This is a genomic window from Pseudomonas sp. SB113 (assembly GCF_040754745.1).
Classification (GTDB): domain Bacteria; phylum Pseudomonadota; class Gammaproteobacteria; order Pseudomonadales; family Pseudomonadaceae; genus Aquipseudomonas; species Aquipseudomonas grimontii.
The window spans coordinates 39,120-64,870 of record NZ_JBFMHW010000001.1 but is presented as its reverse complement, the minus strand read 5'-3'; the positions used below and the strand labels follow the sequence as shown (position 1 = coordinate 64,870).

The 25,751-nt window shown below is 59.9% G+C and carries 26 protein-coding genes; 8 read left to right on the top strand and 18 right to left on the bottom strand.

Annotated elements, in window-relative coordinates; translation table 11 throughout:
* Positions 1-45: 45 nt before the first annotated feature.
* Positions 46-717 carry a COG3650 family protein gene (locus AB1462_RS00305; RefSeq protein WP_090408400.1) on the bottom strand — a complete coding sequence of 224 codons (672 nt, stop codon included), beginning with the start codon at positions 715-717 and terminating at the stop codon, positions 46-48.
* A gap of 157 nt (positions 718-874) precedes the next feature.
* Here AB1462_RS00305 and AB1462_RS00300 point away from each other — a divergent pair, with 157 nt between their 5' ends.
* Positions 875-1,234 carry a hypothetical protein gene (locus AB1462_RS00300; RefSeq protein WP_367245945.1) on the top strand — a complete coding sequence of 120 codons (360 nt, stop codon included), beginning with the start codon at positions 875-877 and terminating at the stop codon, positions 1,232-1,234.
* A gap of 39 nt (positions 1,235-1,273) precedes the next feature.
* On the opposite strand, the gene AB1462_RS00295 is transcribed toward AB1462_RS00300, so the two are convergent.
* Positions 1,274-1,873, bottom strand: coding sequence for a short chain dehydrogenase (locus AB1462_RS00295; RefSeq protein ID WP_090408395.1), 600 nt, complete (start codon positions 1,871-1,873; stop codon positions 1,274-1,276).
* A 104-nt stretch (positions 1,874-1,977) separates the two neighbouring features.
* Between AB1462_RS00295 and AB1462_RS00290 the strand changes: the two genes are divergently transcribed.
* A complete protein-coding gene (locus AB1462_RS00290; RefSeq protein WP_090408392.1) occupies positions 1,978-2,886 on the top strand; it encodes a LysR family transcriptional regulator in 909 nt (302 codons plus the stop codon).
* On the opposite strand, the gene AB1462_RS00285 is transcribed toward AB1462_RS00290, so the two are convergent.
* The 9 genes from AB1462_RS00285 to AB1462_RS00245 form a co-directional block, all read right to left on the bottom strand.
* The gene (locus tag AB1462_RS00285) at positions 2,883-3,368 is read right to left on the bottom strand and encodes a DoxX family protein (RefSeq protein ID WP_090408389.1); all 486 of its coding nucleotides are present in this window, start codon (positions 3,366-3,368) and stop codon (positions 2,883-2,885) included. The two genes, AB1462_RS00290 and AB1462_RS00285, sit on opposite strands and share 4 nt — an antisense overlap.
* Positions 3,365-4,141: a DUF2063 domain-containing protein gene (locus AB1462_RS00280; protein ID WP_259192726.1), complete on the bottom strand. Its 777-nt coding sequence runs from the start codon at positions 4,139-4,141 to the stop codon at positions 3,365-3,367. Before AB1462_RS00280 ends, AB1462_RS00285 begins: the two co-directional genes overlap by 4 nt.
* Entirely contained in the window at positions 4,138-5,016 is an 879-nt protein-coding gene (locus AB1462_RS00275; protein ID WP_367245943.1) for a DUF692 domain-containing protein, read from the bottom strand. The genes AB1462_RS00280 and AB1462_RS00275 overlap by 4 nt, the downstream gene beginning before the upstream one ends.
* A 22-nt stretch (positions 5,017-5,038) precedes the next feature.
* Positions 5,039-5,335: a DUF2282 domain-containing protein gene (locus AB1462_RS00270; RefSeq protein WP_090408380.1), complete on the bottom strand. Its 297-nt coding sequence runs from the start codon at positions 5,333-5,335 to the stop codon at positions 5,039-5,041.
* Positions 5,336-5,586: 251 nt separating this feature from the next.
* A complete protein-coding gene (locus AB1462_RS00265; RefSeq protein ID WP_017844798.1) occupies positions 5,587-6,288 on the bottom strand; it encodes an ABC transporter ATP-binding protein in 702 nt (233 codons plus the stop codon).
* A 1-nt stretch (position 6,289) separates the two neighbouring features.
* Complete coding sequence (livG, locus tag AB1462_RS00260) at positions 6,290-7,057, bottom strand: high-affinity branched-chain amino acid ABC transporter ATP-binding protein LivG (protein WP_012722652.1); 768 nt, start codon at positions 7,055-7,057, stop codon at positions 6,290-6,292.
* Complete coding sequence (locus AB1462_RS00255) at positions 7,054-8,307, bottom strand: high-affinity branched-chain amino acid ABC transporter permease LivM (protein ID WP_012722653.1); 1,254 nt, start codon at positions 8,305-8,307, stop codon at positions 7,054-7,056. Before AB1462_RS00255 ends, livG begins: the two co-directional genes overlap by 4 nt.
* The gene (gene livH, locus AB1462_RS00250; protein WP_090408374.1) at positions 8,304-9,227 is read right to left on the bottom strand and encodes a high-affinity branched-chain amino acid ABC transporter permease LivH; all 924 of its coding nucleotides are present in this window, start codon (positions 9,225-9,227) and stop codon (positions 8,304-8,306) included. Before livH ends, AB1462_RS00255 begins: the two co-directional genes overlap by 4 nt.
* A 229-nt stretch (positions 9,228-9,456) precedes the next feature.
* The gene (locus AB1462_RS00245; protein WP_090408372.1) at positions 9,457-10,584 is read right to left on the bottom strand and encodes a branched-chain amino acid ABC transporter substrate-binding protein; all 1,128 of its coding nucleotides are present in this window, start codon (positions 10,582-10,584) and stop codon (positions 9,457-9,459) included.
* A 355-nt stretch (positions 10,585-10,939) separates the two neighbouring features.
* On the opposite strand from AB1462_RS00245, the gene AB1462_RS00240 reads away from it, so the two are divergent.
* Positions 10,940-11,245, top strand: a complete 306-nt coding sequence (locus AB1462_RS00240) for a DUF2288 domain-containing protein (RefSeq protein WP_090408369.1) — start codon at positions 10,940-10,942, stop codon at positions 11,243-11,245.
* Positions 11,246-11,502: 257 nt separating this feature from the next.
* Positions 11,503-12,594: a hypothetical protein gene (locus AB1462_RS00235; protein ID WP_367245941.1), complete on the top strand. Its 1,092-nt coding sequence runs from the start codon at positions 11,503-11,505 to the stop codon at positions 12,592-12,594.
* A gap of 36 nt (positions 12,595-12,630) precedes the next feature.
* On the opposite strand, the gene AB1462_RS00230 is transcribed toward AB1462_RS00235, so the two are convergent.
* Complete coding sequence (locus AB1462_RS00230) at positions 12,631-14,808, bottom strand: hypothetical protein (RefSeq protein WP_090408360.1); 2,178 nt, start codon at positions 14,806-14,808, stop codon at positions 12,631-12,633.
* Positions 14,809-15,144: 336 nt separating this feature from the next.
* Positions 15,145-15,510: a YkgJ family cysteine cluster protein gene (locus tag AB1462_RS00225; protein WP_090408358.1), complete on the bottom strand. Its 366-nt coding sequence runs from the start codon at positions 15,508-15,510 to the stop codon at positions 15,145-15,147.
* Between the two features lie 252 nt (positions 15,511-15,762).
* Here AB1462_RS00225 and AB1462_RS00220 point away from each other — a divergent pair, with 252 nt between their 5' ends.
* On the top strand, positions 15,763-17,109 hold the full coding sequence (locus tag AB1462_RS00220; protein WP_090408353.1) for an MFS transporter: 1,347 nt from the start codon (positions 15,763-15,765) through the stop codon (positions 17,107-17,109).
* Positions 17,110-17,290: 181 nt separating this feature from the next.
* Here AB1462_RS00220 and rapA read toward each other — a convergent pair whose 3' ends face one another.
* Positions 17,291-20,137, bottom strand: coding sequence for an RNA polymerase-associated protein RapA (gene rapA / locus AB1462_RS00215; protein ID WP_090408349.1), 2,847 nt, complete (start codon positions 20,135-20,137; stop codon positions 17,291-17,293).
* Positions 20,138-20,355: 218 nt separating this feature from the next.
* On the opposite strand from rapA, the gene AB1462_RS00210 reads away from it, so the two are divergent.
* Positions 20,356-20,697, top strand: coding sequence for an aspartate-semialdehyde dehydrogenase (locus AB1462_RS00210; RefSeq protein WP_259192718.1), 342 nt, complete (start codon positions 20,356-20,358; stop codon positions 20,695-20,697).
* Here the strand turns inward: AB1462_RS00210 and AB1462_RS00205 are convergent.
* The 3 genes from AB1462_RS00205 to AB1462_RS00195 all read right to left on the bottom strand — a co-directional run bounded on the left by AB1462_RS00205 (position 20,694) and on the right by AB1462_RS00195 (position 23,304).
* Positions 20,694-21,875: an aminotransferase class V-fold PLP-dependent enzyme gene (locus AB1462_RS00205; RefSeq protein WP_367245940.1), complete on the bottom strand. Its 1,182-nt coding sequence runs from the start codon at positions 21,873-21,875 to the stop codon at positions 20,694-20,696. The two genes, AB1462_RS00210 and AB1462_RS00205, sit on opposite strands and share 4 nt — an antisense overlap.
* Entirely contained in the window at positions 21,872-22,342 is a 471-nt protein-coding gene (locus AB1462_RS00200; protein ID WP_090408339.1) for a RidA family protein, read from the bottom strand. The genes AB1462_RS00205 and AB1462_RS00200 overlap by 4 nt, the downstream gene beginning before the upstream one ends.
* Positions 22,343-22,431: 89 nt before the next feature.
* Positions 22,432-23,304: a LysR substrate-binding domain-containing protein gene (locus AB1462_RS00195; protein WP_367245939.1), complete on the bottom strand. Its 873-nt coding sequence runs from the start codon at positions 23,302-23,304 to the stop codon at positions 22,432-22,434.
* A gap of 96 nt (positions 23,305-23,400) precedes the next feature.
* On the opposite strand from AB1462_RS00195, the gene AB1462_RS00190 reads away from it, so the two are divergent.
* Entirely contained in the window at positions 23,401-23,595 is a 195-nt protein-coding gene (locus AB1462_RS00190; RefSeq protein WP_131697188.1) for a hypothetical protein, read from the top strand.
* A gap of 143 nt (positions 23,596-23,738) precedes the next feature.
* Entirely contained in the window at positions 23,739-23,855 is a 117-nt protein-coding gene (gene ccoM / locus AB1462_RS00185) for a cytochrome c oxidase subunit CcoM (protein WP_010563588.1), read from the top strand.
* A gap of 151 nt (positions 23,856-24,006) precedes the next feature.
* On the opposite strand, the gene AB1462_RS00180 is transcribed toward ccoM, so the two are convergent.
* A complete protein-coding gene (locus AB1462_RS00180) occupies positions 24,007-25,482 on the bottom strand; it encodes an inorganic phosphate transporter (RefSeq protein ID WP_259192716.1) in 1,476 nt (491 codons plus the stop codon).
* Between the last annotated feature and the right edge of the window lie 269 nt (positions 25,483-25,751).

The following is a 25,751-nucleotide window of genomic DNA, read 5'->3' as shown; positions in this document are numbered from 1 at the left end:
CCTCAATGGCGGTTTTCCGTCAGGTTAAAACAGCACATCGCTGAATCAGTCGTCCCGGGAACCACCAAACGCCGCGCAACCGCGCTGTACCTGGCCGTTGACGCGCAATTCCGCGGTCATGTGTTGCAGGCTGCCGCTGACGCTGTCGATGCAGCGTTGCGGCGCTACCCACAGTTCGATGTGCTGGTTGTTGGCTTCGGTCATCAGGTTGAAGCGGCCGTCGCCGATTTGCTCTTCGACATAAGGCACCGCCAGTGGCGGCTGACCTTCACGCTCAAGCACCATGCCCTTGGCGGTGACGTTCATTGCCCAGGCCGGCTTGTGGCCGTTGGCCCGCAGGGTCATACGCTTGAAGTCCGGGTCGGTACAGGCAGAAGTCGAGCGCTCCACACGGTAGAGCTGTTGCAGGTCGACGCTGCCCTGGGTGCCGCTGGCGACGCCCGAGAACTTGCCACGCAAGTCGGCAAACAATGCACCTTGCTGACCGGCCAGGGAGGCCGCTTCCTGCAGGATGCTGGTGCCGCTGGTGTCGTTGACGACATAGTTGCGTTTATCGTCGCACGGCTGGAACAGCAGCTTGCCACCTACCGCCGTGAGTTCACCCTGCATGCGGGTAAGCCCGGCGGTAGACGGCTTGGTCGGCTCGTTTTCGAATACCTGGCAAGCGGCAAACAAAGGAAGCAGGGCAAACAGAGCGAGGGTACGGGCGGCACGCATAAGGGGTCTCCAGACAAGTGCCGCCACGTTACGCAGGCTGGCGACGCATCACAAGTCAGTAATACGAACCGGTGCCGTAAGAAAAAGCGCGGGCTTGTCCTACAGCCAGGTGCGAAATTATGTGCAACGCTCTTGCTTTACATCTGGAGCTTGAACCATGCCCGTTCGAACAGCCCTGTGCGCATTTTTATTGCTAGTGTTATCCACCGCTTGGGCAGAAGAACCCGTGCAGCTTTACTACAATTCGCAGACGGACTTTGTAGACATGCAGCTGTGGCTAAAAAATGAGCATAACGCCAATCCCAGTTACATCGAAATGCACGTAGTCCTCAGCCCAGAAGCCAAAGCCCGTACTGAAGCGTTGAGCGCGCGGGCTATAGACAAGTCGCTGACGCTCTATCTCAATGGACGAGCAGTAAGCACATCCAGGGTCAGAAGTGTACTGGACACGGGGAAGTTTAGAATCGCTATTCCCAGGGAGATGCTCCTGGAAATGATGCCGTCGCTGATGCAGTAGCGGTTCGCGGCGCTGATTCACCCGCGCCGCAAAAAACGCTTAACCCACGATAAAGGTCTGGCCTGTCTGCAAGCCTTCGACACTTTTCGCGTAGGCCAATGCTACATCGGCACCGGCGGCCGGCTTGTAGCCACGGAAATACGGTGCGTAGCTGTCCATGGCTTCCTGCAAGACGGTAGGACTTACGGAGTTAATGCGCAAACCGCGTGGCAATTCGATCGCAGCGGCTTTTACGAACGCATCCAACGCGCCATTGACCAGGGCAGCCGACGCTCCGGTACGGATCGGGTCGCGGTTGAGGATGCCGCTGGTGAAGGTGAATGAGGCGCCATCATTGGCGTACTCGCTGCCGATCAACAGCAGGTTGACCTGGCCCATCAGCTTGTCACGCAAGCCCAGCTCAAAATCGCTTTCGCTCATGTCACCCAACGCCACGAAGTTTACGTTGCCCGCCGCGCAGACCAAAGCGTCGAACTTGCCGGTCTGTTTGAACAGCTTGCGAATCGAGGCGCTGTCGCTGATGTCCACCTGGAAGTCGCCACTGCTGCGGCCGATGCTGATCACGTCGTGACGCTGGGCCAGTTCTGCCTTCACTGCCGAGCCGATGGTACCGCTGGCGCCAATCAATAGAATTTTCATGGTGGTAGTTCTCCGAGGGGGAAGTGAGAGGTCAGTCTAGAGTGGCTTTTTCAGTGGATAAACGTGCTAATAGGCAACCTTTGGTTTTCAAATGGAAACAATCCATGAGCGAAATGGATGACCTGGCAGCGTTTGCCGTTCTGATTGAAGCCGGCAGCTTTACCGTAGCGGCCGAGCAACTGGGGTGTAGCAAGGGGCAGTTGTCCAAGCGCATCAGCCTGTTGGAAGCGCAATATTCGGTGGTGCTGCTGCACCGCACCACGCGCAAGCTCAGCCTCACTGCTGCCGGCGCGGCGTTATTGCCCCAGGCTCAGGCGTTGGTGGTGCAGGTCGATCGCGCCCGCCAGGCATTGGCTCGGCTCAAGGATGATCTGGCCGGGCCGGTACGTATGACGGTTCCGGTGTCGTTGGGAGAAACGTTCTTCGACGGCTTGTTGCTGGAGTTTTCCAAGCAATACCCGCAGGTGCAGATCGAGTTGGAGCTGAACAACAGCTACCGTGATTTGGCGCGGGATGGTTTTGACCTGGGGGTGCGCTCAGGGGCGATTGAAAATGAGCGGTTGGTGGCCAAACCGTTGCTGGCCTGGCACGAGATGACCTGTGCCAGCCCGGCCTACCTCGCGCAATACGGCGAACCCCAGACCCCGGCGGACCTGGCCGCACACCGTTGCCTGCTTAACAGCCACTACAGCGGCCGTGAAGAGTGGCTGTACCACCAGCAGCACGAATTAATGCGGGTGCGGGTCAGTGGTACGTTTGCCTCCAACCATTACAACTTGTTGAAAAAGGCCGCCTTGGTGGGGGCTGGTATCGCTCGCCTGCCGTCCTACGTACTTCCGGCAGAACTGGCTGACGGCCGATTGCGCTGGCTCCTGCGCGATTATCAGACGCGGAGCATGCCGATGTACCTGGTCCATCCCTATCACGGTGGGCTGCCGCGTCGCACCCAGGTGCTGGCCGACTATCTGGTGGATTGGTTCAAGCGCAGCGGTGAGGCGCTGGATCGGCTTTAGTGGTAGCGGCGAGCAATCAGTTGATCAACCGACAGGCAGCCCGGCCCCTTGGCAACCAACAGCAGCAGCAAGGCAATCCAGGTGCCGTGGGTAGGGTAAGCGTCCGGGTAGACAAAGAGTTGAATGACCAGGGTCATGCCGATCAACGCCAGGGCCGAGAAACGCGTGGCGAGCCCTATCAGAATCAATAGCGGGAAAAAGTGTTCGGCAAACGCCGCCATGTACGCAGCCACCTCCGGCGACAGCAATGGCACGTGGTATTCGCTGCGAAACAGCGGCAATGTCGAGGCCGCAAGCTTGGGTTCGCCAAGCTGGAAAGTGCCGTTGAGCAGGTCGATGGCAAAACCTTCGACCTTGGTCTGCCCGGACTTCCAGAACACTGCGGCAATGGAGAAGCGCGCAATAAAGGCGATCAGGCTGTAGGGGATGTGCTCGAAAAGCGTGATGGCCCGTTTGATCAGGCAGGAAGGGGGCGTATTCATGACGATACCTTTTGTGCTGGGAGCAGATGAGTGATGGCGTGGTGGTTGATCAGCAACGAAAGACATTGGTGCAGGTCGAATTCGTCCGAGGCTTGCAGCGCATCTGCCACGGCCAATTCCAAAGCCTTGCCGTGGTTCAAGCTATTGATGAACGTTACCGAGCCGCTGTCGATGGCGAACACCTTGACCTCCAGGCCTCGGCGCAGCACCAGCGCGCCTTGGGCGTGCCAGGGATTCAGCGTGGCCATGCCGCCCTCTATCCGGTGCGCCGCCCAGATCGCCACCACGGCATAGGCGGAATTCAACGTGGCGAGGGATGGATGCAGTTGCAGGCGCAACTGGCCCAGGTCCGTTTGGCCGCTCAGCGTATGGATCAGGGCATGCTGCTCCAGCGGCGGCGTATCCGCAGCGTGATAGGCGCGCACTCGCAGCCGCTCAAGGCGGGCGACATCAGCAAGGTAAGGCACCCTGGCCGCCGGGTCGAAACCCTGGATGAAGCGGGCAAAACCGCTGCCGTATTCGCTGATCATTGGGCTGGTGGGTGGACAGGCTTGTACATATAGCCGAGCCATGGCGCGAAAAAAATCGTCGCCCACCAATTGCAGCGTCACCGGGTACGCCGTCGCCAACGCATTGATCAATGCGTTGTGCACATTATTGCGGTACACCGCAAAACGGCTGGCCGGATCGGCACCGTTGCTGCTGAACAACCCGTCGGGACAGGTTTGATCGGGCGCCAGCAGGGCGCTGGCAAACGCGTCTTGAAGGCTCATGGGCGTACCTGCGACAGATGCCGTTCGGCGTGCTCGGCTTCGGCCAGCAGCATGCTGAAGGCTGGCACTTGGTTGTCTCGTTCGATCAGCGTTGCCACCGCGCCGATGCGCGCGAGCACCTGTTTGTACAACTGCCACACCGCGTTATCGATGGGCGCACCGTGATCATCGATCAGCAGGCGGTCACCCAGGCTGTCTGTGTCTTCGGCGAAACCGGCCAGATGAATCTCTCCCACGGCGTGCAACGGTAGGGCGTTGATGTAGGTCTGTGGGTCGCGCTGGTGGTTGATGCATGACACGTAGACGTTGTTCACGTCCAGCAGCAGGCCGCAGCCGGTGCGGCGGATGATCTCGCTGATGAAGTCGGTCTCGTCCAAGGTGGAGCGCTGGAACTGCAGGTAGGTCGATGGGTTCTCCAGCAGCATCGGCCGCTTGAGGGTGCTCTGCACCTGATCGACGTGTTCGCATACCCGATTCAAGGTGGCGGTGTCATAAGCCAGGGGGAGCAGGTCATTGAGAAACACCGGGCCGTGGCTGGACCAGGCCAGGTGTTCGGAAAAGGCGTGGGGCTGGTAGCGTTCGATCAGGGCGGCCAAGCGCCCCAAGTGCTCACGGTTGAGCGGGCCTTCGCCACCGATGGACAGGCCCACCCCGTGCAACGACAGGGGGTACTGTTCGCGGATCAACCCCAGGTAGTGATGAAACGGTCCGCCGGCCACCATGTAGTTTTCGGCGTGTACTTCAAAAAAACCGACATCGGGGGAAGTATCGAGCACTTCATTGAAGTGCTCGTGCTTCAGCCCCAACCCGGCCCGAGAGGGAAGGCCGGGCACCTGAACCGGTGAGACTGTGGGCAGGAGTGAAAGCGTCATCATCCGTACTCAGGCTATCGAGGTTTCAGGATTTGGCGGTAAAGGCAGCTTCCTGGCCGAAACCGGTCGGCGAGGTGGAGCTTGGAGTTTGGGTGCAGGTGCCGGCCGGGACCAGTTTCCAGGCGTTGGCCTGGTCCTTGGTTTTCGAGGTGCCGGCGCAGGACGTGCCTGCACCTGCGGCGCAATCGTTCTTGCCGGCCTCCGCGACGCCGAAGCATTTCTGCATGTCGTCTGCTGCGTGGGCGGTGGTGGTCAGGGCGGACAGGCTCAAGGCCGAACCCAGGGCGAGGACGAGGGAAGCGGCGGACAGTTTGGTCGTCATGGTGGATCTCCAGCAGTAGGTTGAGGAGCGGGCTTGAATGCCTGCTTGCACCACTAGAGGCGGGAGGACGATGTTCGTTACAAGGTCAGACGAGATAATTTCAAACAATGCAAAAAAATGTGGGAGGGCGCTTGCTCCCGATGGCGGGGTGTCAGGCACAGAGCATGTGACTGATAGACCGCCATCGGGGGCAAGTCGAATCGTCGCACCGCCCCTCCCACATTAGATCCGGTTTGTTCAGCAACCGTCTCTTAGCCGCCCAGGTACGCCTCACGTACCTTCGGATCGGTCAGCAACTGCTCGCCAGTGCCTTGCATCACCACCCGGCCGTTCTCCAGCACGTAGGCACGGTCGGCGATTTTCAGCGCCTGGTTGGCGTTCTGCTCCACGAGGAACACCGTCACACCGTCCTTGCGCAGCTGTTCGATGATGTCGAAGATCTGCTGGATGATGATCGGTGCCAGGCCCAGGGAGGGTTCGTCCAACAGCAACAGCTTGGGCTTGCTCATCAGCGCCCGGCCGATGGCGAGCATTTGCTGCTCGCCGCCGGACATGGTGCCGCCGCGCTGGCTGAAGCGCTCCTTGAGACGAGGGAACAGGTGCAGCACCTTGTCCATCTGCTCCTGGTAGTCGCCCTTGTCGGTGAAGAACCCGCCCATGGCCAGGTTCTCCTCCACCGTCAGGCGCGAGAACACCCGACGGCCCTCCGGCACCACGGCAATGCTCTTGCGCATGATGTGCGAAGACTGCTGGCCCACCAACTCTTCACCCATGTAGCGGATGCTGCCGCTGTGGGCCTGCGGCGAGCCGCACAAGGTCATCAGCAAGGTCGACTTGCCGGCGCCATTGGCGCCGATCAGCGTGACGATCTCACCCTGGCGCACTTCCACGTTGACGCTGTGCAAGGCCTGGATCTTGCCGTAGAAAGTGGAAACGTTTTCGAATTGCAGCATTTTACGCTTCCCCCAGATAGGCTTTGATCACTTCAGGATTGTCGCGGATCTGCTCCGGCGTCCCGTCCGCCAGCGGCGTGCCCTGGTTGATTACCACGATATGGTCGGAAATGCTCATGACCAGTTTCATGTCGTGTTCGATCAACAGCACCGTGGCGTTGTTTTCCTCACGCAACACGCCGATCAGCGCCTTGAGGTCTTCGGTTTCCTTGGGGTTCAGGCCGGCGGCCGGTTCGTCGAGCATCAGGATCCGCGGGCGGGTCATCATGCAGCGGGCGATTTCCAGGCGACGTTGCTGACCATAGGCCAGGGTGCCGGCGGGGCGGTTGGCGAACTCGGTGAGATTGACCTTGTCCAGCCAGTACTCCGCATATTCCATGGCCTCGCGCTCGCTCTTGCGGAACGCCGGGGTCTTGAACAGGCCTGCAAAGAAGTTGGTGTTCAGGTGACGGTGCTGGGCGATCAACAGGTTCTCGACCGCCGTCATGTCCTTGAACAGCCGCACGTTCTGGAAGGTTCGCACCACGCCCTTGCGGGCGATCTCGTGACCGGCCAGGCCCTGGATCGGTTGGCCGTCCAGCAGGATGCTGCCGCCACTCGGCTTGTAGAAACCGGTGAGGCAGTTGAACACCGTGGTCTTGCCGGCGCCGTTGGGGCCGATCAATGCCACCACCTGTTTCTCTTTCACGGTCAGGGCGACGCCGTTGACCGCCAGCAAGCCGCCGAAGCGCATGCTCAAGTTTTCGACTTTCAGGATCTCGCGGCTCATTTGCGCAGCTCCATGTGTGGACGTTGCATGGGCAGCAGGCCTTGAGGTCGCCAGATCATCATCAGCACCATCATGGCGCCGAACATCAACATGCGGTATTCGCTGAACTCACGCATCATTTCCGGCAGCAGGATCATCACGATCGCCGCCAGGATCACGCCCAGTTGCGAGCCCATGCCACCCAATACCACGATGGCGAGGATGATCGCCGACTCGATAAACGTGAACGACTCCGGGGTCACCAGGCCTTGGCGAGCGGCGAAGAAGCTGCCGGCAAAACCGGCGAACGCGGCACCCAGGGTGAAAGCCGAGAGCTTGATGATGGTCGGGTTCAGGCCCAGGGCACGGCAGGCGATTTCATCTTCGCGCAACGCTTCCCAGGCACGGCCGATGGGCATGCGCAGCAAGCGGTTGATCACGAACAGTGCCGCCAGCGCCAGCAACAGTGCCACCAGGTACAGGAACACCACTTTGCTCACCGGGTTGTAGTCGATCCCGAAGTACTCGTGGAAGGTCTGCATGCCTTCGGCAGCGGTGCGGTCGAACGACAGACCGAAGAAGGTCGGCTTGGGGATGCTGCTGATGCCGTTGGGGCCACCGGTGATGTCGGTCAGGTTACGCAGGAACAGACGGATGATTTCCCCGAAGCCCAAGGTCACGATGGCCAGGTAGTCACCGCGCAGGCGCAGTACCGGGAAGCCCAGCAGGAAGCCAAACGTAGCTGCCGCCATGCCGGCCAGCGGCAGGCAGATCCAGAAGCTCCAGCCCAGGTAGTGCGACAGCAGCGCGTAGGTGTAGGCACCCACGGCGTAGAAGCCCACATAACCCAGGTCGAGCAGGCCGGCGAGGCCCACCACGATGTTCAGGCCAAGGCCCAGCAACACGTAGATCAGGATCAGGGTAGCAATGTCGACCGCACCGCGCGAGCCGAAGAACGGCCAGATCAACGCGGCCACGATCAGCCCGATGATGATGTAGCGCTGGGTGCGTGGCAGGGTCAGGAATTGGCTGACCTTGGGCGAGACCAACGGGCCACGGTTGCTCTTGAACAGAGCGCCGACCTGCTGGGTGAACAGCACGCGCAGGAACATCAGCACCGAACACAGGGCGATGATGGTCAGGGTCACGGGGCCGGTGCCATGCACTTCAAGGTTGATGCCGACAATGCTCAGCTTGAGGCCGAGTACCGGGAAGGCCACCGCCCACACCAGCAAGGCGCTGAAAAACGCCGATTTAAGATATCTGCTCATACTTTCTCAACCTCCGGACGGCCCAGGATGCCGGTCGGGCGGAACAACAGCACCAGAACCAACAGGCCGAACGCGACGACGTCCTTGTATTGGTCGCCGAAAATATCGGCACCAAACGCCTCGGCCACCCCCAGCACCAGGCCGCCGAGCATCGCGCCCGGAATACTGCCGATGCCGCCCAATACTGCTGCGGTAAAGGCCTTGAGGCCTACCAGGAAACCGGCGTTGGGGTTGATCACGCCGTACTGCATGCTCAGCAGTACCGCCGCGACGGCTGCCAGCGCGGCACCGATCACGAAGGTCAGGGCGATGATGTTGTTGGTGTTGATGCCCAACAGGTTGGCCATCTTGATGTCTTCGGCGCAGGCCCGGCAGGCGCGCCCCAGACGGGAACGTGAGATGAACAGGGTCAGGCCCAGCATGGCCACCAGGGTGACGATGAAGACCAGGATCTGCATGTAGGAAATCAGGACTTCTTCCGCACCACCCGGACCGAAGGAGAAGCTCCCCGGGATCAGGTTGGGGATGGATTTATCCTTGGAGTCCTGGGACAGCAATACGGTGTTCTGCAGGAAAATCGACATGCCGATGGCGGAAATCAGCGGGATCAAACGGTTGCTGCCACGCAAGGGACGGTAGGCAACGCGCTCGATACTGTAGCCATAGGCACTGGTTACGATGATCGACGCAAGGAACGCAGCGGTCATCAACAGCGGCAGGGAGTGGATACCCATCATGGCCAGCCCGGCAAGGGCGATGAAGGCCACGTAGGAACCAATCATGTACACCTCGCCATGGGCGAAGTTAATCATTCCAATGATGCCGTAAACCATTGTGTAGCCAATGGCTATCAAGGCATAGGTGCTGCCAATGGTCAGGCCATTAACCAGCTGTTGGAAAAAATGATAGATCTCAGGCATTACAGCGCTCCTAAAAACCCGATACGCATTTCACTGGTGGAGTCATGTTCCGGCCCCATGCTGTGTTCTGTGAGCACATTTGCACAAAGCGTTTGCCAGCGAACCGCTGGTGACGGTTTTAAGATTTTCAGGTGAGCCAGCGCCCGGATCGCGGGTGACAGGCCCATAAACCTCGTAAAACAAAACCCACTGCTCTCACAGTGGGCTTGTTGGACCAGTAACGCCTGGCTTACTGAGGGGAAACTTCGGTTTTTGGTTTGCCGAAGTGCCATTCGTAGACCACGAACTTGAAGTCCTTCAGGTCGCCCTTGGCGTCGAAGCTCAGCTCGCCGGTAGGGGTCTTGAAGGTGCCCGCGTGGATGGCGGCAGCCACTTTGGCGGTGTCTTCGCTCTTGGCAGCGGTAATACCGCCGGCGATGACTTCAATGGCCGAGTAGGCCGGGAACACGAACGGACCGGTTGGGTCCTGCTTGTTCTTGGCGAACTCGTCAACGATGGCTTTGTTGGCCGGGTCGGTATCGAAGGATTTAGGCAAGGTCACCAGCAGGCCTTCGGAAGCGCCCTGGGCGATTTGCGAGATGGAATCGTTGCCGACGCCCTCTGGCCCCATGAACTTGGCGTTCAGGCCTTTTTCCTTGGACTGGCGCAGGATCAGGCCCAGCTCCGGGTGGTAGCCGCCGTAGTAGACGAAGTCGACGTTGGCTTGCTTGAGCTTCTGGATGATCGAGGAGAAGTCTTTGTCGCCGGCGTTCAGGCCTTCGAAGACGGCAACCTTCACGCCTTTCTTCTCGAGGGTCTGCTTGACGGCGGTGGCGATGCCTTCACCGTATTGCTGCTTGTCGTGCAGGACGGCAACGATTTTCGGCTTCACGTGGTCGGCGATGTAGTTGCCAGCCGCTGGGCCTTGGGCGCTGTCCAGGCCGATGGTGCGGAAGATCAGCTTGTAGCCACGGGCGGTGATTTCCGGGCTGGTGGCTGCCGGGGTAATCATGATCACGCCTTCGTCTTCATAAATATCGGACGCTGGCTGAGTGGAGCTGGAGCAGAGGTGACCGACCACGAACTTGACGCCATCGTTGACCACTTTGTTGGCCACGGCCACGGCTTGTTTAGGATCGCAAGCGTCGTCGTATTCCTTGGCTTCGAGCATTTTGCCGTCGACGCCGCCCTTGGCGTTGATGTCGGCGATGGCCTGCTTGGCACCCATGAATTGCATGTCGCCGTATTGCGTTACTGGGCCGGTTTTCGGACCGGCGATGCCGATCTTGATGGTGTCAGCTGCGAACGAATGGCCGGCAACCCCAGCCAGGACCATAGCGGCAAACAGTTTGGAAATCTGCTTAGTAGCCTTATTCATAGTGCTCCACTCTTACTGTTGTATTTTTTATAGTTCTAGCGGCCTTGTGAGCTGCAGAACCGGATCAGATATCTCGGATATCCCCCCGGCAGTGCCCTGGCAACTGTACCGGTACAGTGTAGAGCGCCGGTTCATCGCTTGAAAAGCTGGCTACTGGGGGCAAAACCCGGGCGTGTCGCTTAAATGAAAGAAAAAGACAGAATTGCGGCGGGGTGATGCCAGAGTTCCGGGCAATCCTTGGCTTTCCTGACACTTTCAGTCGATGACTCATTTGCAACTGGGTTTTTCTACCTGGCTTTTTATACGAAAGGCACGACGCTATGATTGCGCCGATTTTTTTCTCAGGTGAATTCCCATGACGCAAGAACCTAGCACCCTCTATGCCAAGCTGCTCGGTGAAACCGCCGAAATCTCCTGGAAGGAGCTTGAACCGTTCTTTGCCAAGGGTGCCCTATTGTGGGTCGATGCGGGCCTGGATTTGATCGAGGCCGCCGAGGGAATGGCCGAAGACAACCGCGATAAAGTCGCTGCCTGGTTGGCCTCGGGCACCCTGTGCGAAGTGTCTGCGACGCGGGCATTGGACCTGGTGGAGCGTGACCCGAGCTTGTGGGCGGTGGTGGTTTCGCCGTGGATACTGATCCAGGAAAGGGCGGCGCGATAAGTCTTTGCACTTAAAAGGTGCATGATTTTCCGTTTTAAAAGTGTGTAGCTGAGTAACCGCTGGCGCCGTGATGGCATCTTGCCGTGGAGAAAGGTCACAGCGCAGGGTGACGCGCACGTCATGGGAACAGTTTTCTCGCGGGTGAATCGGCGGGAGAATTGTTTCTCGGTGTGAATAAAGGGCTGGTGGCTGTCAGATCATGGCGTAGTAAACGGTGAATTCCGGTAAAGTTCGCCGCTTGTTACCCGGAGCTAGTCATGCCGTCAGCGCTGCCCTCTTTAGCGAAGCCTTCGCACCAACTGCTTTACCTTATCTACGGTCATCAGGACGTTTATCGGCGCGAAGCCAAGTTCAGCATCCTCACCGCCCTGTCCCAACTTAAAGCGGGCGAGTCGCTGTGCATCCGGGTCATGACCGATCGCCCCCAGGACTACATCGGCTGGCCGGTTGAAACCATCGCCCTGGACGAGCAGACCCTGGCCCAATGGCAGGGTGAAAACGATTACCCCCATCGCCGCAAGGCCTGCGCGATCGCCCAAGGGCTGACGCTGGCGGACAAGACCCTGTTCGTCGACACCGACACGCTGTTCCTCAAGTCCCCCCATCGTGTGTTCGAGCTGATCGCGCCGGGCCAGTATGTGATGGACGGCTTCGAATACGACTGGAGCTATGTCTGCAAGCGCCCGGACTACCTCAAGTTGGGCGAGCACCTACAGGCCCATGGCATTTCTGCAGATAACAGTTTCAAGCTCTACAACAGTGGCCTGTGCGGTGTCCGTGCCAGCGATTCGCCGCTGCTCGAAACGTCCATCCGCCTGATCGACGAGTGGACCCGGAACGCCTTCGATATCCACACCATCGAGCAAATCGCGATTTCCTTCGCGATGCGCGGCCAAAAGGTGCGCGAGGCCCACAAGTTCGTTCATCACTACTTTGCCGACAAGCGTTTCTTCCATGCCATGCAGGCGCACTTCTTCACCCTTCACGGTGAGGCGTTCGGCCCTGAGCTGGTAGCGCGTTGCCTGGATGTGCCGCGGGTCAAGCCGGTGCCCTCGCCGTGGCAGCGGCTGCGCATCAAATGGCAGCTGCGCAATCATCACAAGCACGTGAAAAAGGTCGGTCGCGATTTGCTCTATGGCAGTTCGGCGCCTGCGCATCCGTACTACGACGTGTGCCGACACGGGTGGTGGGAATCGGCTTCGCGGGAGATTCGTGGCTGGGATGAGGCGGAGCAGAAGAGGTTCTTCGGCGCGAAAAAATCCGGCTGGCCGAAGCATTTGCCCCGGCCTGTAAAGCGCGCTGACGAAAAGACCATCATTGCGTTCCTGCGCCAACGGATGACGCACTGAGGTGGCGACGGCGCCAGGTGGCGCCGTCGCACCGTGCTAGGCGGTCTTGCCGGTATGGTTATTCAACGAAATAACCTTGGTCTTGCCGATGCGGTGACGGTAGATCTCGCGCAGGTACTTGATTGCTTTCTTCACGCAATCCCGTGACAGGCGAATGTCATTGATCGACACGAACTTCTCTTTGTCGTTGATCAACTCGCGGTACTTCTTCTCATACATCGGCTTGATCGCGTACCAGTTGGTATCGAGGATCTTTGCCGGGTTTTCGAACTCGTTGAGCAGCTCGTCGATGCGGTCTTCGTCGAAGTCCTCGTGGATGATGAAATCCAGGATCGAGTTATCCAGCGTGTCGTCGAAGCGGTACGGATTGCGCGCGAAGCAGCGTTTGATAAAAGCCACGATCAGTGTCAGGAAGTCATCCGACAGGCACGGGCTCTTGGCGATCAGGGTGGTCAGCGACAGGTTGGCCGACGCGCCGATCACCAGGGCATAGCGCTTTAGCGTGGTGTTGGGGAACAGGCTGTTGAGGTGGGTCTTGAGCCGGTTCAGGTCCATGTAGGACAGCTTGTAGTCCTTGGGCAGCGAGACGATCGACACCACCGACGAGCAGTTCTTGAAGAAGTGCAGGTCATGCAGCGCCGCCGCGTCGTAGCCGGAGTTCTTGTACTGCTCCAGGGACGCCTTGTAGCGCTTGGACTCGATCGGCAACAGGCTGATGCCTTCGATGGCCTGGGTGACCTTGTTGAAATGCGGCAGGTCGATGGAGCGGAAGAACAGGTCGTCGATGTTCAGGCGCTGGGGCTCTTTCTCGAAGACTTTGAACTTGTCATTCGACGGTGCCGGGGTTTCCGGTACGACGGATTCGGCGTAGGCAATCGCCACCGGCCCGGCCAGGCTCATGAACAGGTCATTGGCGTCCAGGCGGATGGTTTCGCCGATGTCGATGCCGGCGCGACGGAAATAGTTCTGGTCGTAGTCGGTAGTCACGGCCTGGGCGGTGAGGATGTTGAAAATCTGCTGGGAGATGTACTGGTTGGCGTGTTTTTCCATGGCATTGACGTCAATGTTCTGGATATTGCCGTCATCGCTCTCTTCGGCGTAACGCATGATGTCGTTGGAGATCAGCATCATCGCGTTCCACGGGCGGATACGCCCCTTCACACTGGCTTCGCTGCTGTCTTCGTTGTCGAAGTTGTACGAGAAGTCCCATTCTTCCGAAAGGTATTTGCACAGCAAGCGTCCGGCGTTGATATGCAGCGCCTCGGACATTTCACTGCGGTGGTCGGAGATGTTCGGCAGCACACAAATGCCACTGGTGAAGATCGGCTCGAAGACGAAAGCGTGGCCGCTCTTGCTGTCGTGCTCGTCGGCGGGCTTGGTGTCGAACGTTTTGTTCATGTACGAATGTTGCTGCGCCAGGCCGAACTCCGAGGCCATGCCCGAACCGGTACCGCCGCCGGCACTGAAGATCGAGAAGTACAGGCGCGACTGGTTGGCCTTGATGCCGCAGGAGTCGATCAGGTACGAGTGGATCATCTTCCAGTCGGGGCTGGAAAAGCGCTGGGTGTCTTTGTTGAGGATGATCTTGGCCAGGTACTGGCCGAGGATCGGCGCATTCCCGGCGCCACCGGCATGGACTTCGGAGAGGTCCATGATTTTCATCTTGCTGTAGTCGCGCAGGAAGCCGCTTTTTTCGCCCTTGCGCGAGAAACGGATACGCCCGGCGATGTCCTTGTCCAGGTCGCCCAGCATCACCAGCGGTTCCACCAGGAACACCGGCTTGCTGGCCTTGCCGCCGCCCAGGCGCAGGTTGTTGCGAATCCACTGGGCCGGGCTGTAGCCCTTATCCAAGGATTTGTCTTCGGTGCTGAATTCGTTGAGGTAGAACTTGCGCGCGTTGTACACCAGCTCCGCCACGTCCAGCGCGATGTTCGAACCGCAGCGGCCCAGGCCGATCAGGCACACCGAGGGGAATTCCTGCTCGCTGTGCTGCTCGCTGTCGCCTTCCAGGTGAGGTGGGCGCGGGAACACCATGTCGCGCAGGCCGTCGAGGTTATCGAGGATGCGGTCGGTATTGGTTTCGGTGAAGTACAGGTATTGCTGGGTGGCCAGCGGGCGGGCGGTGCTCAATGACTTTGAACCTGAGGGCTTTTCCGCAGGAGCTGGGAGCAACACATCGGATACCACGGTGCCAGAGTTATTTTTAGAAGTCATTGTGCGCCATGTGCCTGGGCGGATGGCTAAAAAAGTATCAAAAAGCCATCACGGAATGGGAGTTCGCGACTTTACAGTGCGTCCTTGTCCGGAACGATCAGGCTTACCCAGTGTGCTCAGGAAAAACCTGGCCGGACTCTGATGAATCGGCCGTTTGTCGGCGATCTTTAGGTAAATGATGGCGAATTGCCAAAGATTCGACGTCAGCGGATTGGCCTGACTACGCAGTTGGATCCGGAGCGGCTCAAGTCATGGCAGGCATGGCGCAATACCCAGTGGCTCGATAATGGCATTTTGCTTGCTGCGATTTTGACATGGCGCCAATAGCGTTTGATGCTAAGCGCTGATGGGCAGGTTCAGTTCAAAAGGTTGCTCCAAGGGGGGCAGCCCAAATGCGGCCCGGGCAGCATCGCAATCAACGTTCTGCACACCCTGGCTCCAGGATGCATCGAACTCTCGGCAGGGGCTTGAGCGTTGCTCATAAATCGAGCAGCTCGTGCCTTTGCCGACTTCGCCTTCAAGGCTGCAGCAGCGCGCGGGCTTCTGGTCGGTACCGATCATCGCCACGCGGGTCGGATTGATCTGCACCACCAGGTCATCGGGCACCGTGCCGCCCGATGAGGCGCACTCACCCCAGAAAAAAGACACACGGAAGTAGGAACAGCAGGCACCGCAACTCAGACACGGACTGGCTTCGGACATGGGCGTCATCGATAAGAAAAGTAAGAGTGGGGTACGACGGGAAGGCTCGCCATTCTAATCGGGTCATGGCCGTTGGGAAGAGGGGCGTGCACTTATATTTTTGTCGGCAAAGTCCCCTGGCTCCGGGCGAAATCATGCCCTATCAGCTTTACGAATCATTACAGACAACCACGGCCCGCCTGACTATGTTGCACGTACCGGGCAGGATGCATCGGGCATCGCAGCTCTCATAACAATAAAAGAGACGGACCCATGCAGAACTCGACCCAAGCGGCGAATGCCTGGCGCATTCTGTTCCTGCTGTTCCTGGCCAACCTGTTCAACTTCTTCGACCGCACCATTCCGGCGATCATCATCGAGCCGATCCGCATGGAGTGGCACTTGAGCGACTTCCAGCTCGGCATCATCGGCACCGCGTTCACCATCGTCTACGCGATTGCCGGCTTGCCGCTGGGGCGTCTGGCCGATACCGGCTCGCGCAGCAAGCTGATGGGCTGGGGTCTGTTCGCGTGGAGCGGGCTGACAGCGGTTAACGGTTTGGTCGGCAGTTTCTGGACGTTTTTGCTGGTGCGCATGGGCATCGGTATCGGTGAGGCCAGCTACGCGCCGGCCGCCAACTCGCTGATCGGCGACCTGTTCCCGGCGCACCGTCGTGCCCGGGCCATGGGGATCTTTATGCTGGGCCTGCCTTTGGGCCTGTTGCTGGCATTCTTCACAATCGGCTGGATGGTCAAGGCGTTCGACAGCTGGCGCGCGCCATTCTTTATCGCCGCCGTGCCGGGGCTGATCCTTGCGGTGTTCATGTTCTATATCAAGGAACCCAAGCGCGGCGCCGCCGAAGCCGTACAAGTCTCCCAGGAGCGCGTCGATCGCCCGATCCGCCGCGTGCTGGCCGTGCCGACTTTCCTGTGGCTGGTGCTGGCCGGGTTGTGCTTCAACTTCGCCACCTACGCGTGCAACTCGTTCCTGGTGCCGATGCTGCAGCGCTATTTCCTCATGCCGCTGCAGGACGCGGCGGTCGCCACTGGAGTGATCGTCGGGTTGACCGGCCTGGTGGGCCTGACCCTGGGTGGCTGGATTGCCGACAAGATCCATCAACGCGTTGCCAATGGCCGACTGCTGTTTGCGGCGTGCAGCCTGATCATCTCCACCGTCACCACCGCCTGGGCCTTGCATGCCGGGCGTATCGAGATCGGTGTGTTTGTGGCGTTGTTCAGTGTGGGCTGGTTGTTTGCGTATAACTTCTACACCTGTGTGTACACGGCGATCCAGGACGTGGTCGAGCCTCGCTTGCGGGCCACGGCGATGGCGTTGTTCTTTGCCGGTTTGTATTTGCTGGGCGGGGGCATGGGGCCAATCGTGGTGGGTGGGTTGTCCGACCATTTTGCCCATTCGGCGATGTACGCGGCGGGGGCGGAGCAGATGACCGAGGCTTACAAGGCGGTGGGCTTGCATGACGCCATGTACCTGATTCCGGTGGCGCTGTTTTTGACCATGTTGTTTCTGTTCCAGGCGTCACGCAGTTTTGTGCGTGATGCCAAGCGGATGAAGGAGGGATTGGTGGCTGTTGAGGTGCCGGCTGCGGCAGCGACGGCTTGAAACCGCGGTGACTCCATCGGGGGCAAGCCCCCTCCCACAGTTGACCGAGTTGTCATGTCGACCACTGATCAATGTGGGAGGGGGCTTGCCCCCGATGAGGCCCGCAACGCCAACGGGGTTCTCAAGTGAATAAAAAAGGCCCGCATTGCGCGGGCCTCTATTCAACAGGGCAGGGCGGTAATCAACCGGCGACCAACACCCGAATCGCCTCCAGTCGCAGCGCCGCTTTATCCAGCATGGCCAGGCCTTGTTCGCGTTGGTTGCGCAGGGCAACCAACTCGCTGTCACGTACGGTCGGGTTGACCGCTTGCAAGGCCGTCAGGCGCGCCAGTTCTTCGTCGGTGTCTGCCGCCAGGCGACGCTTGGCCTCGGCCACACGTTCGGCGTGACGCGGTGTGATCTTCTCTTCACCGGCGTTGATCCGCGGGGTGAGTTGATCGCGCTGGGCCTGCACGAACTTGTTGGCGCTGGCCCGTGGCACGCTTTCCAGCTGGTCGTTCAAGGTTTCGAACGAGACGCGGCCGGACAGGTCGTTGCCATTGGCATCCAGCAGGCAACGCAGTGCCGCCGGCGGCAGGTAGCGGCCCAATTGCAGCGCGCGCGGGGCCACTACTTCGCTGACGTAAAGCAGTTCCAGCAACACGGTGCCTGGCTTGAGCGCCTTGTTCTTGATCAGCGCCACGGCGGTGTTGCCCATGGAGCCGGACAGCACCAGGTCCATGCCGCCCTGCACCATCGGGTGTTCCCAGGTGATGAACTGCATGTCTTCGCGGGACAGCGCCTGGTTACGGTCGTAGGTGATGGTCACGCCTTCGTCGTCGCCCAGGGGGAAGCTGGCGTCGAGCATCTTCTCGCTCGGCTTGAGGATCAGCGCGTTTTCCGAATGGTCCTCGCTGTCGATGCCAAAGGCGTCGAACAGGGTTTCCATGTAGATCGGCAGGGCGAACTGGTCGTCTTGCTCGAGGATGTCCTCCACCAGCGCATCGCCTTCACCGGCGCCGCCGGAGTTGAGCTCCAGCAAGCGGTCGCGACCGGTGTGCAGTTCCTGTTCCAGGCGCTCGCGCTCGGCACGGGCTTCGTCGATCAGCGCTTGCCACTCGCTGTCGTCGGCATTTTCCAGCAGTGGCAGCAGGCGCGGGCCGAACTGATGCTGCAAGGCGTTGCCGGTCGGGCAGGTATTGAGGAATGCGTTCAGCGCTTCGTGGTACCACTGGAACAGGCGCTGTTGCGGGCTGGTTTCCAGGTACGGCACGTGCAGTTCGATCACATGCTTCTGGCCGATCCGGTCCAGACGGCCGATCCGCTGTTCCAGCAGGTCGGGGTGGGACGGCAGGTCGAACAGCACCAGGTGGTGGGAGAACTGGAAGTTGCGGCCTTCACTGCCGATTTCCGAGCAGATCAGCACCTGGGCGCCGAATTCTTCATCGGCGAAGTAAGCAGCGGCGCGGTCACGCTCGAGGATGTTCATGCCCTCATGGAACACCGTGGCCGGGATGCCGGAGCGTACGCGCAGGGCGTCTTCCAGGTCCATGGCGGTTTCGGCGTGGGCGCAGATCACCAGGACCTTGGTGCGCTTGAGCATTTTCAGCTGGTCGATCAGCCACTCGACACGCGGGTCGAAGCGCCACCAGCGGTTTTCTTCGTCGACGTCCGGTTGCGACTGGAAGCTGACTTCCGGGTACAGCTCGGCGTGTTCGCCCAGAGGCAACTCGAGGTATTCGTCCGGGTTCGGCAGCGGGTAGGCGTGCAGCTTACGCTCCGGGAAGCCCTGCACGGCGGCACGGGTGTTACGGAACAGCACGCGGCCGGTGCCGTGGCGGTCGAGCAGCTCACGCACCAGGCGCGCGCTGGCTTCGGCGTCGCCATCGTTGACGGCGGTCAGCAGCGCTTCGCCTTCGTTGCCGAGGAAACCTTGGATGGTCTTGTGCGCGGCGGGGGAGAGGCGGCCCTTGTCGAGCAGTTCCTGCACGGCTTCGGCCACCGGGCGATAGTTCTCGCTCTCGGCGCGGAAGGCGTGCAGGTCGTGAAAACGGTTCGGGTCCAGCAGGCGCAGGCGCGCGAAGTGGCTGTCCTGGCCCAGCTGTTCCGGGGTGGCGGTGAGCAGCAGCACACCGGGAATCACTTCGGCAAGCTGCTCGACCAGCGCGTATTCCGGGCTGGCTTTTTCTTCATGCCAGACCAGGTGGTGAGCTTCGTCGACCACCATCAGGTCCCAGCCGGCGGCAAACAGCGCGTCCTGGGCCTTCTCATCGTCCACCAGCCATTCCAGCGCGACCAGGGCCAGTTGGGTGTCTTCGAACGGGTTGGCGGCATCGCTTTCGATAAAGCGTTCTTCATCGAACAGCGCCACTTGCAGGTTGAAGCGGCGGCGCATTTCTACCAGCCACTGGTGCTGCAGGTTTTCCGGTACCAGGATCAGTACGCGGTTGGCGCGGCCCGAGAGCAGTTGGCGATGGATTACCAGGCCGGCCTCGATGGTCTTGCCCAGGCCCACTTCGTCCGCCAGCAAGACCCGTGGTGCGATACGGTCAGCGACTTCACGGGCGATATGCAATTGGTGGGCAATAGGTTGCGCACGCACGCCGCCCAGGCCCCACAGCGAGGATTGCAATTGGCGGCTGGTGTGTTCCAGGGTGTGATAACGCAGCGAGAACCAGGCCAGCGGGTCGATCTGCCCGGCGAACAGACGGTCGCTGGCCAGGCGGAACTGGATAAAGTTGGAGAGTTGGGTTTCCGGCAGGGTGACCTGCTCGTTCTGCCCATTGAGGCCGTGGTAGACCAGCAGGCCGTCGACGTCGTCGACTTCCTGCACGGTCATTTTCCAGCCTTCGAAATGGGTGATGGAGTCACCCGGCGAGAACCTCACGCGGGTGAGGGGCGCATTCCGTAGCGCATACTGGCGGGTGTCGCCAGTGGCCGGATAGAGCACGGTCAATAAGCGGCCGTCCTGTGCCAGAACGGTGCCTAACCCCAGCTCTGCTTCGCTGTCACTAATCCAGCGTTGCCCCGGTTGATACTGCTGCGCCATGCTGCCTGACTCCCGCCGTGAAAAAGCCGACTATGTTAACGGAACAAGGCCCCACGCCCAAGGACTCTGACAAAAACTACTCTGTTTGAGTGGCTGGGTGAGTGCGGAATCGACGGGTGGCGGGCACTTGTGAGTGTCGACTGGGTCACAGGTTGGCGAACCTGCGCTCAAGTCGCCACCCGGCCCGCCGACAGCCTGCTGACAGGAGAACAACTATCATGCTTCCACCTATGCTGCCCGTCAGCGTTGTACCGGTTACGTCGCAACTCGACCCGGTCCGCCAGAAACCCGATATTCCGCCTGTGGTCCCCGTGCAAGCGGGCTCCAACGAAAGCTCCATCGACCTGAAAAAGGGCGATGCCGAGCAGTCGACCTTTTTGCTGCGCGAAGAGCAACGCCGCCAGCAGGAACAACAGAAACGCCGGCGCGAAGCCGATGAAGACCCGGACCAGCACTTGGCGATCCCGGGCGACCTGCTCAATGCCGACAACACCGTACCGGTCGTGCCGCTGATCGAAGACGCGCCGCGCCAGGGCTTGTGGGTGGACGTCGAGGTTTAACCACGCAGCTCCCGCAGGGCCTTCATCAGCAACGCGATGTCGTGATCGTTGTTGAGCGGGCTGACGGAGATCCGCGCAATGCTGGTCAGGCCACGGGCCTGCATATCCAACGGGGTATAGGCCATGCCGTTGGCGCCGATATTGATCCGTTTCAACCCCAATTGCCGTTTGAGTTCGAAGGCATCCCAGCCGGCGAGGTTGAAGGCGATCAAGCCTGATTGAACCGTGCCCAGGTCATGCAGGGAAATACCCGCAATCTCACGCAATGCTTCGCGGATTCGCCTGCTGGTTTGCGTGACACTTTCCCACACACGCTCGATCCCCAACCGATTCATCTCCTGCAGCGCATTGCCCAGGCCCGCCAACAGGGCAAAGGACACCTCGCTGGTTTCAAAGCGTCGGGCGTCGTTGCGCAGGTCGAAACCGTCGGCGGTCCAGGGGGCGGAAAACACGTCGCGTTGGGCAGGGTTCAGGTGCGGGAGGAAATCCGGCCGCACATACAGCAACGCTGTCCCCCGTGGCCCGCGCAGGTGCTTGCGACCGGCCGCTTTGAGCACATCGCACTGCAACGCCTGCACATCCACCGGCACCTGGCCGACGGCTTGGCCGGCGTCGATAAAGTAGGCGATAGCATGACGCCTGGCCACTTCGCCGATGGCCTGGGCGGGGTTGATCAGGCCGCCGTTGGCGGGAAGCCAGGTGAGGTCGATCAGCTTTACGCTTGAATCGATCATGGCTTCCAATGCCACGGGGCAAGCCGCGCCGGAGGCATCGCAGGGGATGACTTCCACCCGTGCGCCGGCTTGCACCGCCAACTGCATACTCGCCAGATTGCCGCCCCATTCGTGGCGCCCTACCAGAATGCGATCACCCGGCTGCCACGGGCCGAGGGCCTGGAACGCCATGCTCCAGGCGGTCGAGCCGCTGCTGGCAAAGGCGATGGAAGTGGTGGGCGCGTTGAGCAACTGCCCGGCCGCGCGGCGGGCTTCTTCCACCCGCAACGCGCCCTGCTCGCCGGCCTCCATCGGGCCGTCGCGGGCTTCGCGTTGGAGTTGATCGATGATGGCATCGAGGGTTGCCTGGCTCGGCAAGGACGCACCGGCATGGTTGAAGTGCACGATGCCCGATTGGCAGCCAGGAGTACCCTCGCGCAGATGTTGCACTTCAAGCGGGCTCACGGCTGCAACTCGAAAATCGCGTCAACCTCCACCGCCACGCCGGCCGGCAGACTGGAAACACCCACTGCTGTGCGCACATGACGGCCCTTTTCGCCGAGGGCATTCACCAGTAGGTTGGACGCCCCATTGGCCACCGCGCCCTGGCGCTGGAACTCGCCGCTGCTGGCGATAAACACCCCCAGGCGCAGGATGCGCACCAGGCGCGACAGGTCATCACCCAGGGCATCACTCAATTGTGCGAGCAAGCCCAGTGCAGCCAGCTCTGCTGCCTGGACACCTTCTTCCTCGCTGAGGGATTCGCCCAGGCGGCCCACATAGGCGGGCTTGCCGTCTATCAGCGGGATTTGCCCGGAGATAAACAACTGGTTCTGGCTGACCACGTGGTTGATGTAGTTGGCAATCGGCTGGCTGGGAGATGGCAGCGTCAGGCCAAGGGCTTGCACGCGGTGGCGCAGGGAGTCGCTCATGGTGAATCCTCTTGGTCAGGAGGTCTCAGCATGTGGGGCAGGGGGATTGTCGACAAACGGATAGATCTCATCCGACGTATCGAAATGACTCACGTGTCGCTGCAGATGTCCTTCAACCACTCGCTGAAACACCGCGCGGCGTCACTGGCAGGGCCGTGCGGCGCAATTAACCAGTAGCCTATCTCGCTGTGATAGGGCGGCCAATCGAAGGCTTCCACCAGGCTGCCGTCCTCGAGCCTGCGTTGGATCAGGCGGTGACGGCCCATGGCAATGCCTTGGCCAGCCACAGCGGCTTCGACCACGATGTTGTAGTCGTGGAGCATGACGCGAGGGTGCTGCTTGAGGTCGATTTGATAATGACGAGACCAATCCGTCCACTCAAAAGGCCGGTGCGAAGTCGCCATCAACAGTGCGCCGTTGTGCGGTTGGCTGGCCTTGAACGCCGGGCTGCACACCGGTGAGATCACTTCCGGCATCAGTCGGGTGGCCTGCACGTCGGGCCAATCGCCTTTGCCGTAGCGAATGGCCAGGTCGACTTCAGCAGCGGCGACGTTGGCCAGTTGAATCGCCGGCAGCAACTCCACCCGAATATGCGGATAGCGGTTGAGAAAACCGGCCAGGCGCGGCGCCAACCACAGGGTGGCGAAAGACGCCAGCAGGCCGACCCGTAACACCGTGGCGCTGGGCAGCACCCGTTGGGCGCGGGTCGCGGCGGCAATGGCGTCAAGGGCTGGACGGACTTCGTCGTAGTACTGTTGGCCGTCTGCCGTCAGATCGATCGCGCGGGTGCGTCGGATAAACAGTGGTTTACCCAGATGCTGTTCGAGCTTCTGCACCTGATGGCTCAGGGCGCTCTGGGTCACGGACAATTCCTGTGCTGCCTTGATAAAGCTCAAGTGCCGGGCCACGGCTTCAAAGGCGCGCAGGGCCAGCAACGGCGGAAGATCCTTGTGCAGTGCCACCTGAATGCGCTTCCTGGAGGGGGAAATGCCGATTTTGGTCGACGGCCTGCCTTTTGTCGCGCGTTGATTTGCCGTCGGGCGCAGGAGCCCGCATTATTGAGCCTTACTCGCCACGACGTAAGCCAAGCCATGAGTGATGACGACAAGCTGATCGACCTGAACGCCGAACGCGCCAAGCGGGTGCATGACCTTAATGACAAGCGCCTGAATGAAGTGCGCCAGGCGTTTGAACAGGCGATGCCGTTAGGCAAAGCCAAGAAAAAATCAAAGAACAAACCCAAAAAGCGTTAAAACGACCTGCATCTATTGATGCAGGTCAGTTATTACCCTTCTTTACGCCCCGTTGCGGGCGACATTGATCCCCGTCAATTTTTCAATCCGCCTTCTCCATTAACTTAGCCCTATCGCAACAAGGCAAGTGCAGGAGGCCGGTCATGTTTATAGATAATGTGGTATTCGCCGGAGTGCTGACTGTAGGCCTCATGGTGCTGTTTTTTGTAGGGTTTGGATTTTTTATCTGGAAAGACGCAAACAAGCGTAAAAAACCTTAGGTCTTTCCGGGTTACATGAGCACGCAAGGCATTTTGGGCGACTTCGGTCGCCCTTTTTTTTGCCTGGTATTTAATGAAGTCGGTTAATTCTGATCCATAAAAAAAGGTGCGGTCCTCACAGAGGCCGCACCTTTTTTTCAGCGCCTTGCTATCAGTTGCCCAGTGCCTTGGAGGCCAGCCAGAACAACCCGGCCGAGAGGCCTACGGTCGCAGGCAGCGTCAACACCCAAGCCATCAGGATGGTCTTGACCGTGCCACCTTGCAGACCGCTTTTGTTGGCGACCATGGTGCCCGCTACGCCGGAAGACAGCACATGGGTAGTGGAGACCGGCAGGGCGAAGATATTGGCAAAGCCAATCATGGTGGCGGTGGTGATCTGTGCCGACATGCCCTGGGCATAGGTCATGCCCTGCTTGCCGATCTTCTCACCGATAGTCAGTACCACACGCTTCCAACCCACCATGGTGCCCAGGCCCAGGGCCAGTGCGACCGCGAGGATCACCCAGAATGGCGCGTACTCGGTGGTGGCGGTCAGGTCTTTGCGCAGCTTGTCGAGGTCGGACTTCTCACGCGCTTCCAGGCCCGGCAACTTGCCGACTTTTTTCGCGGTGTCGTCCAGGCACAGCAAGTAGCGACGCACTTCGATGCGGTGATCGGCGCTCAGCGAATGGTAGTCGGAGACGCCTTTCAAGGTATCCAGCAAGGCATTGATGGTGGGCTCGGTCTGCTGCGGATTGCAGCGGAACTTGCCTGGCAGGTCGTCTTTCACGCTTTTGCCCAGGGCCAGGAACTCTCCCAGGGTCTCGTGGTTGCGCTGGTAGAACTGGTTAAGGTGCAACGTGGCGTCGCGGGTGCGCTCGATCTGGTAGGTGGTGCTGCCCAGGTCAAGTACGAACTGCGCCGGCACGATACCGATCAGCACCAGCATGATCAGGCCGATGCCTTTCTGGCCATCGTTGGAGCCGTGCACGAAACTCACGGCCATGGCCGAAATCACCAGGACCAGGCGGTTCCAGAACGGTGGGTGCTTTTTGTCGTCGAGCTTGCGGCGCTGGTCCGGGGTCTTGTGCATCTTCGACAGCGGACGCCACCATTTCAGGCCGATCAGCACCAGGGCTGCGACCAGGAAGCCGGCTATGGGCGAGAACACCAGGGATGCGCCGATATCGACGGCCTTCTGCCAGTTCACACCGTCAGCCAGGGGGATGTCGTTGATCAGGGCATTGGCCAGGCCGACACCGAGGATCGAACCGATCAGCGTGTGGGAGCTGGACGCGGGGATACCGAAGTACCAGGTGCCCAGATTCCAGGTGATCGCTGCGGCTAACAACGAGAAGACCATCGCCAAACCATGGCCGGTGTTCACATTGATCAGCAACTCCACGGGCAGCAAGTGCACGATGGCGTAGGCAACACCGACACCGCCGAGCAACACGCCGAGGAAGTTGAACACCCCGGAGAAGAACACGGCCAGATGCGGCGGCATGGCTTTGGTATAGATGACTGTGGCCACCGCGTTAGCGGTGTCATGAAAGCCATTGATGAACTCGAAGGCGAGGACAAAGGCCAGGGCGAGCAACAGGCTCACGAGAACCCAAGCATCCAGTCCGCTGAATAAATCGATCATGAAGGTTTTCTGACCCGGTCGTAAGGGGGCGCGATTATGCCAGAAAACCTCGCTAATCGATGCACTAGCTGCTCATCGGTAACAATCTTCATTGAATCGGCATGGGCGAAAGCTGGCTATCCCAGGGTTTTCGGGGCTTTGGCAAGTCTTTGATTTATAAAGTGCAGGGCTGAAAAGACACGGTTTTGTCACCCAATCGTCATACTTGAAACATTTGTATGAAATTTTACAGGTGATGGTGGGATTCAGGTCGCCTGGAAGCTGGCTAA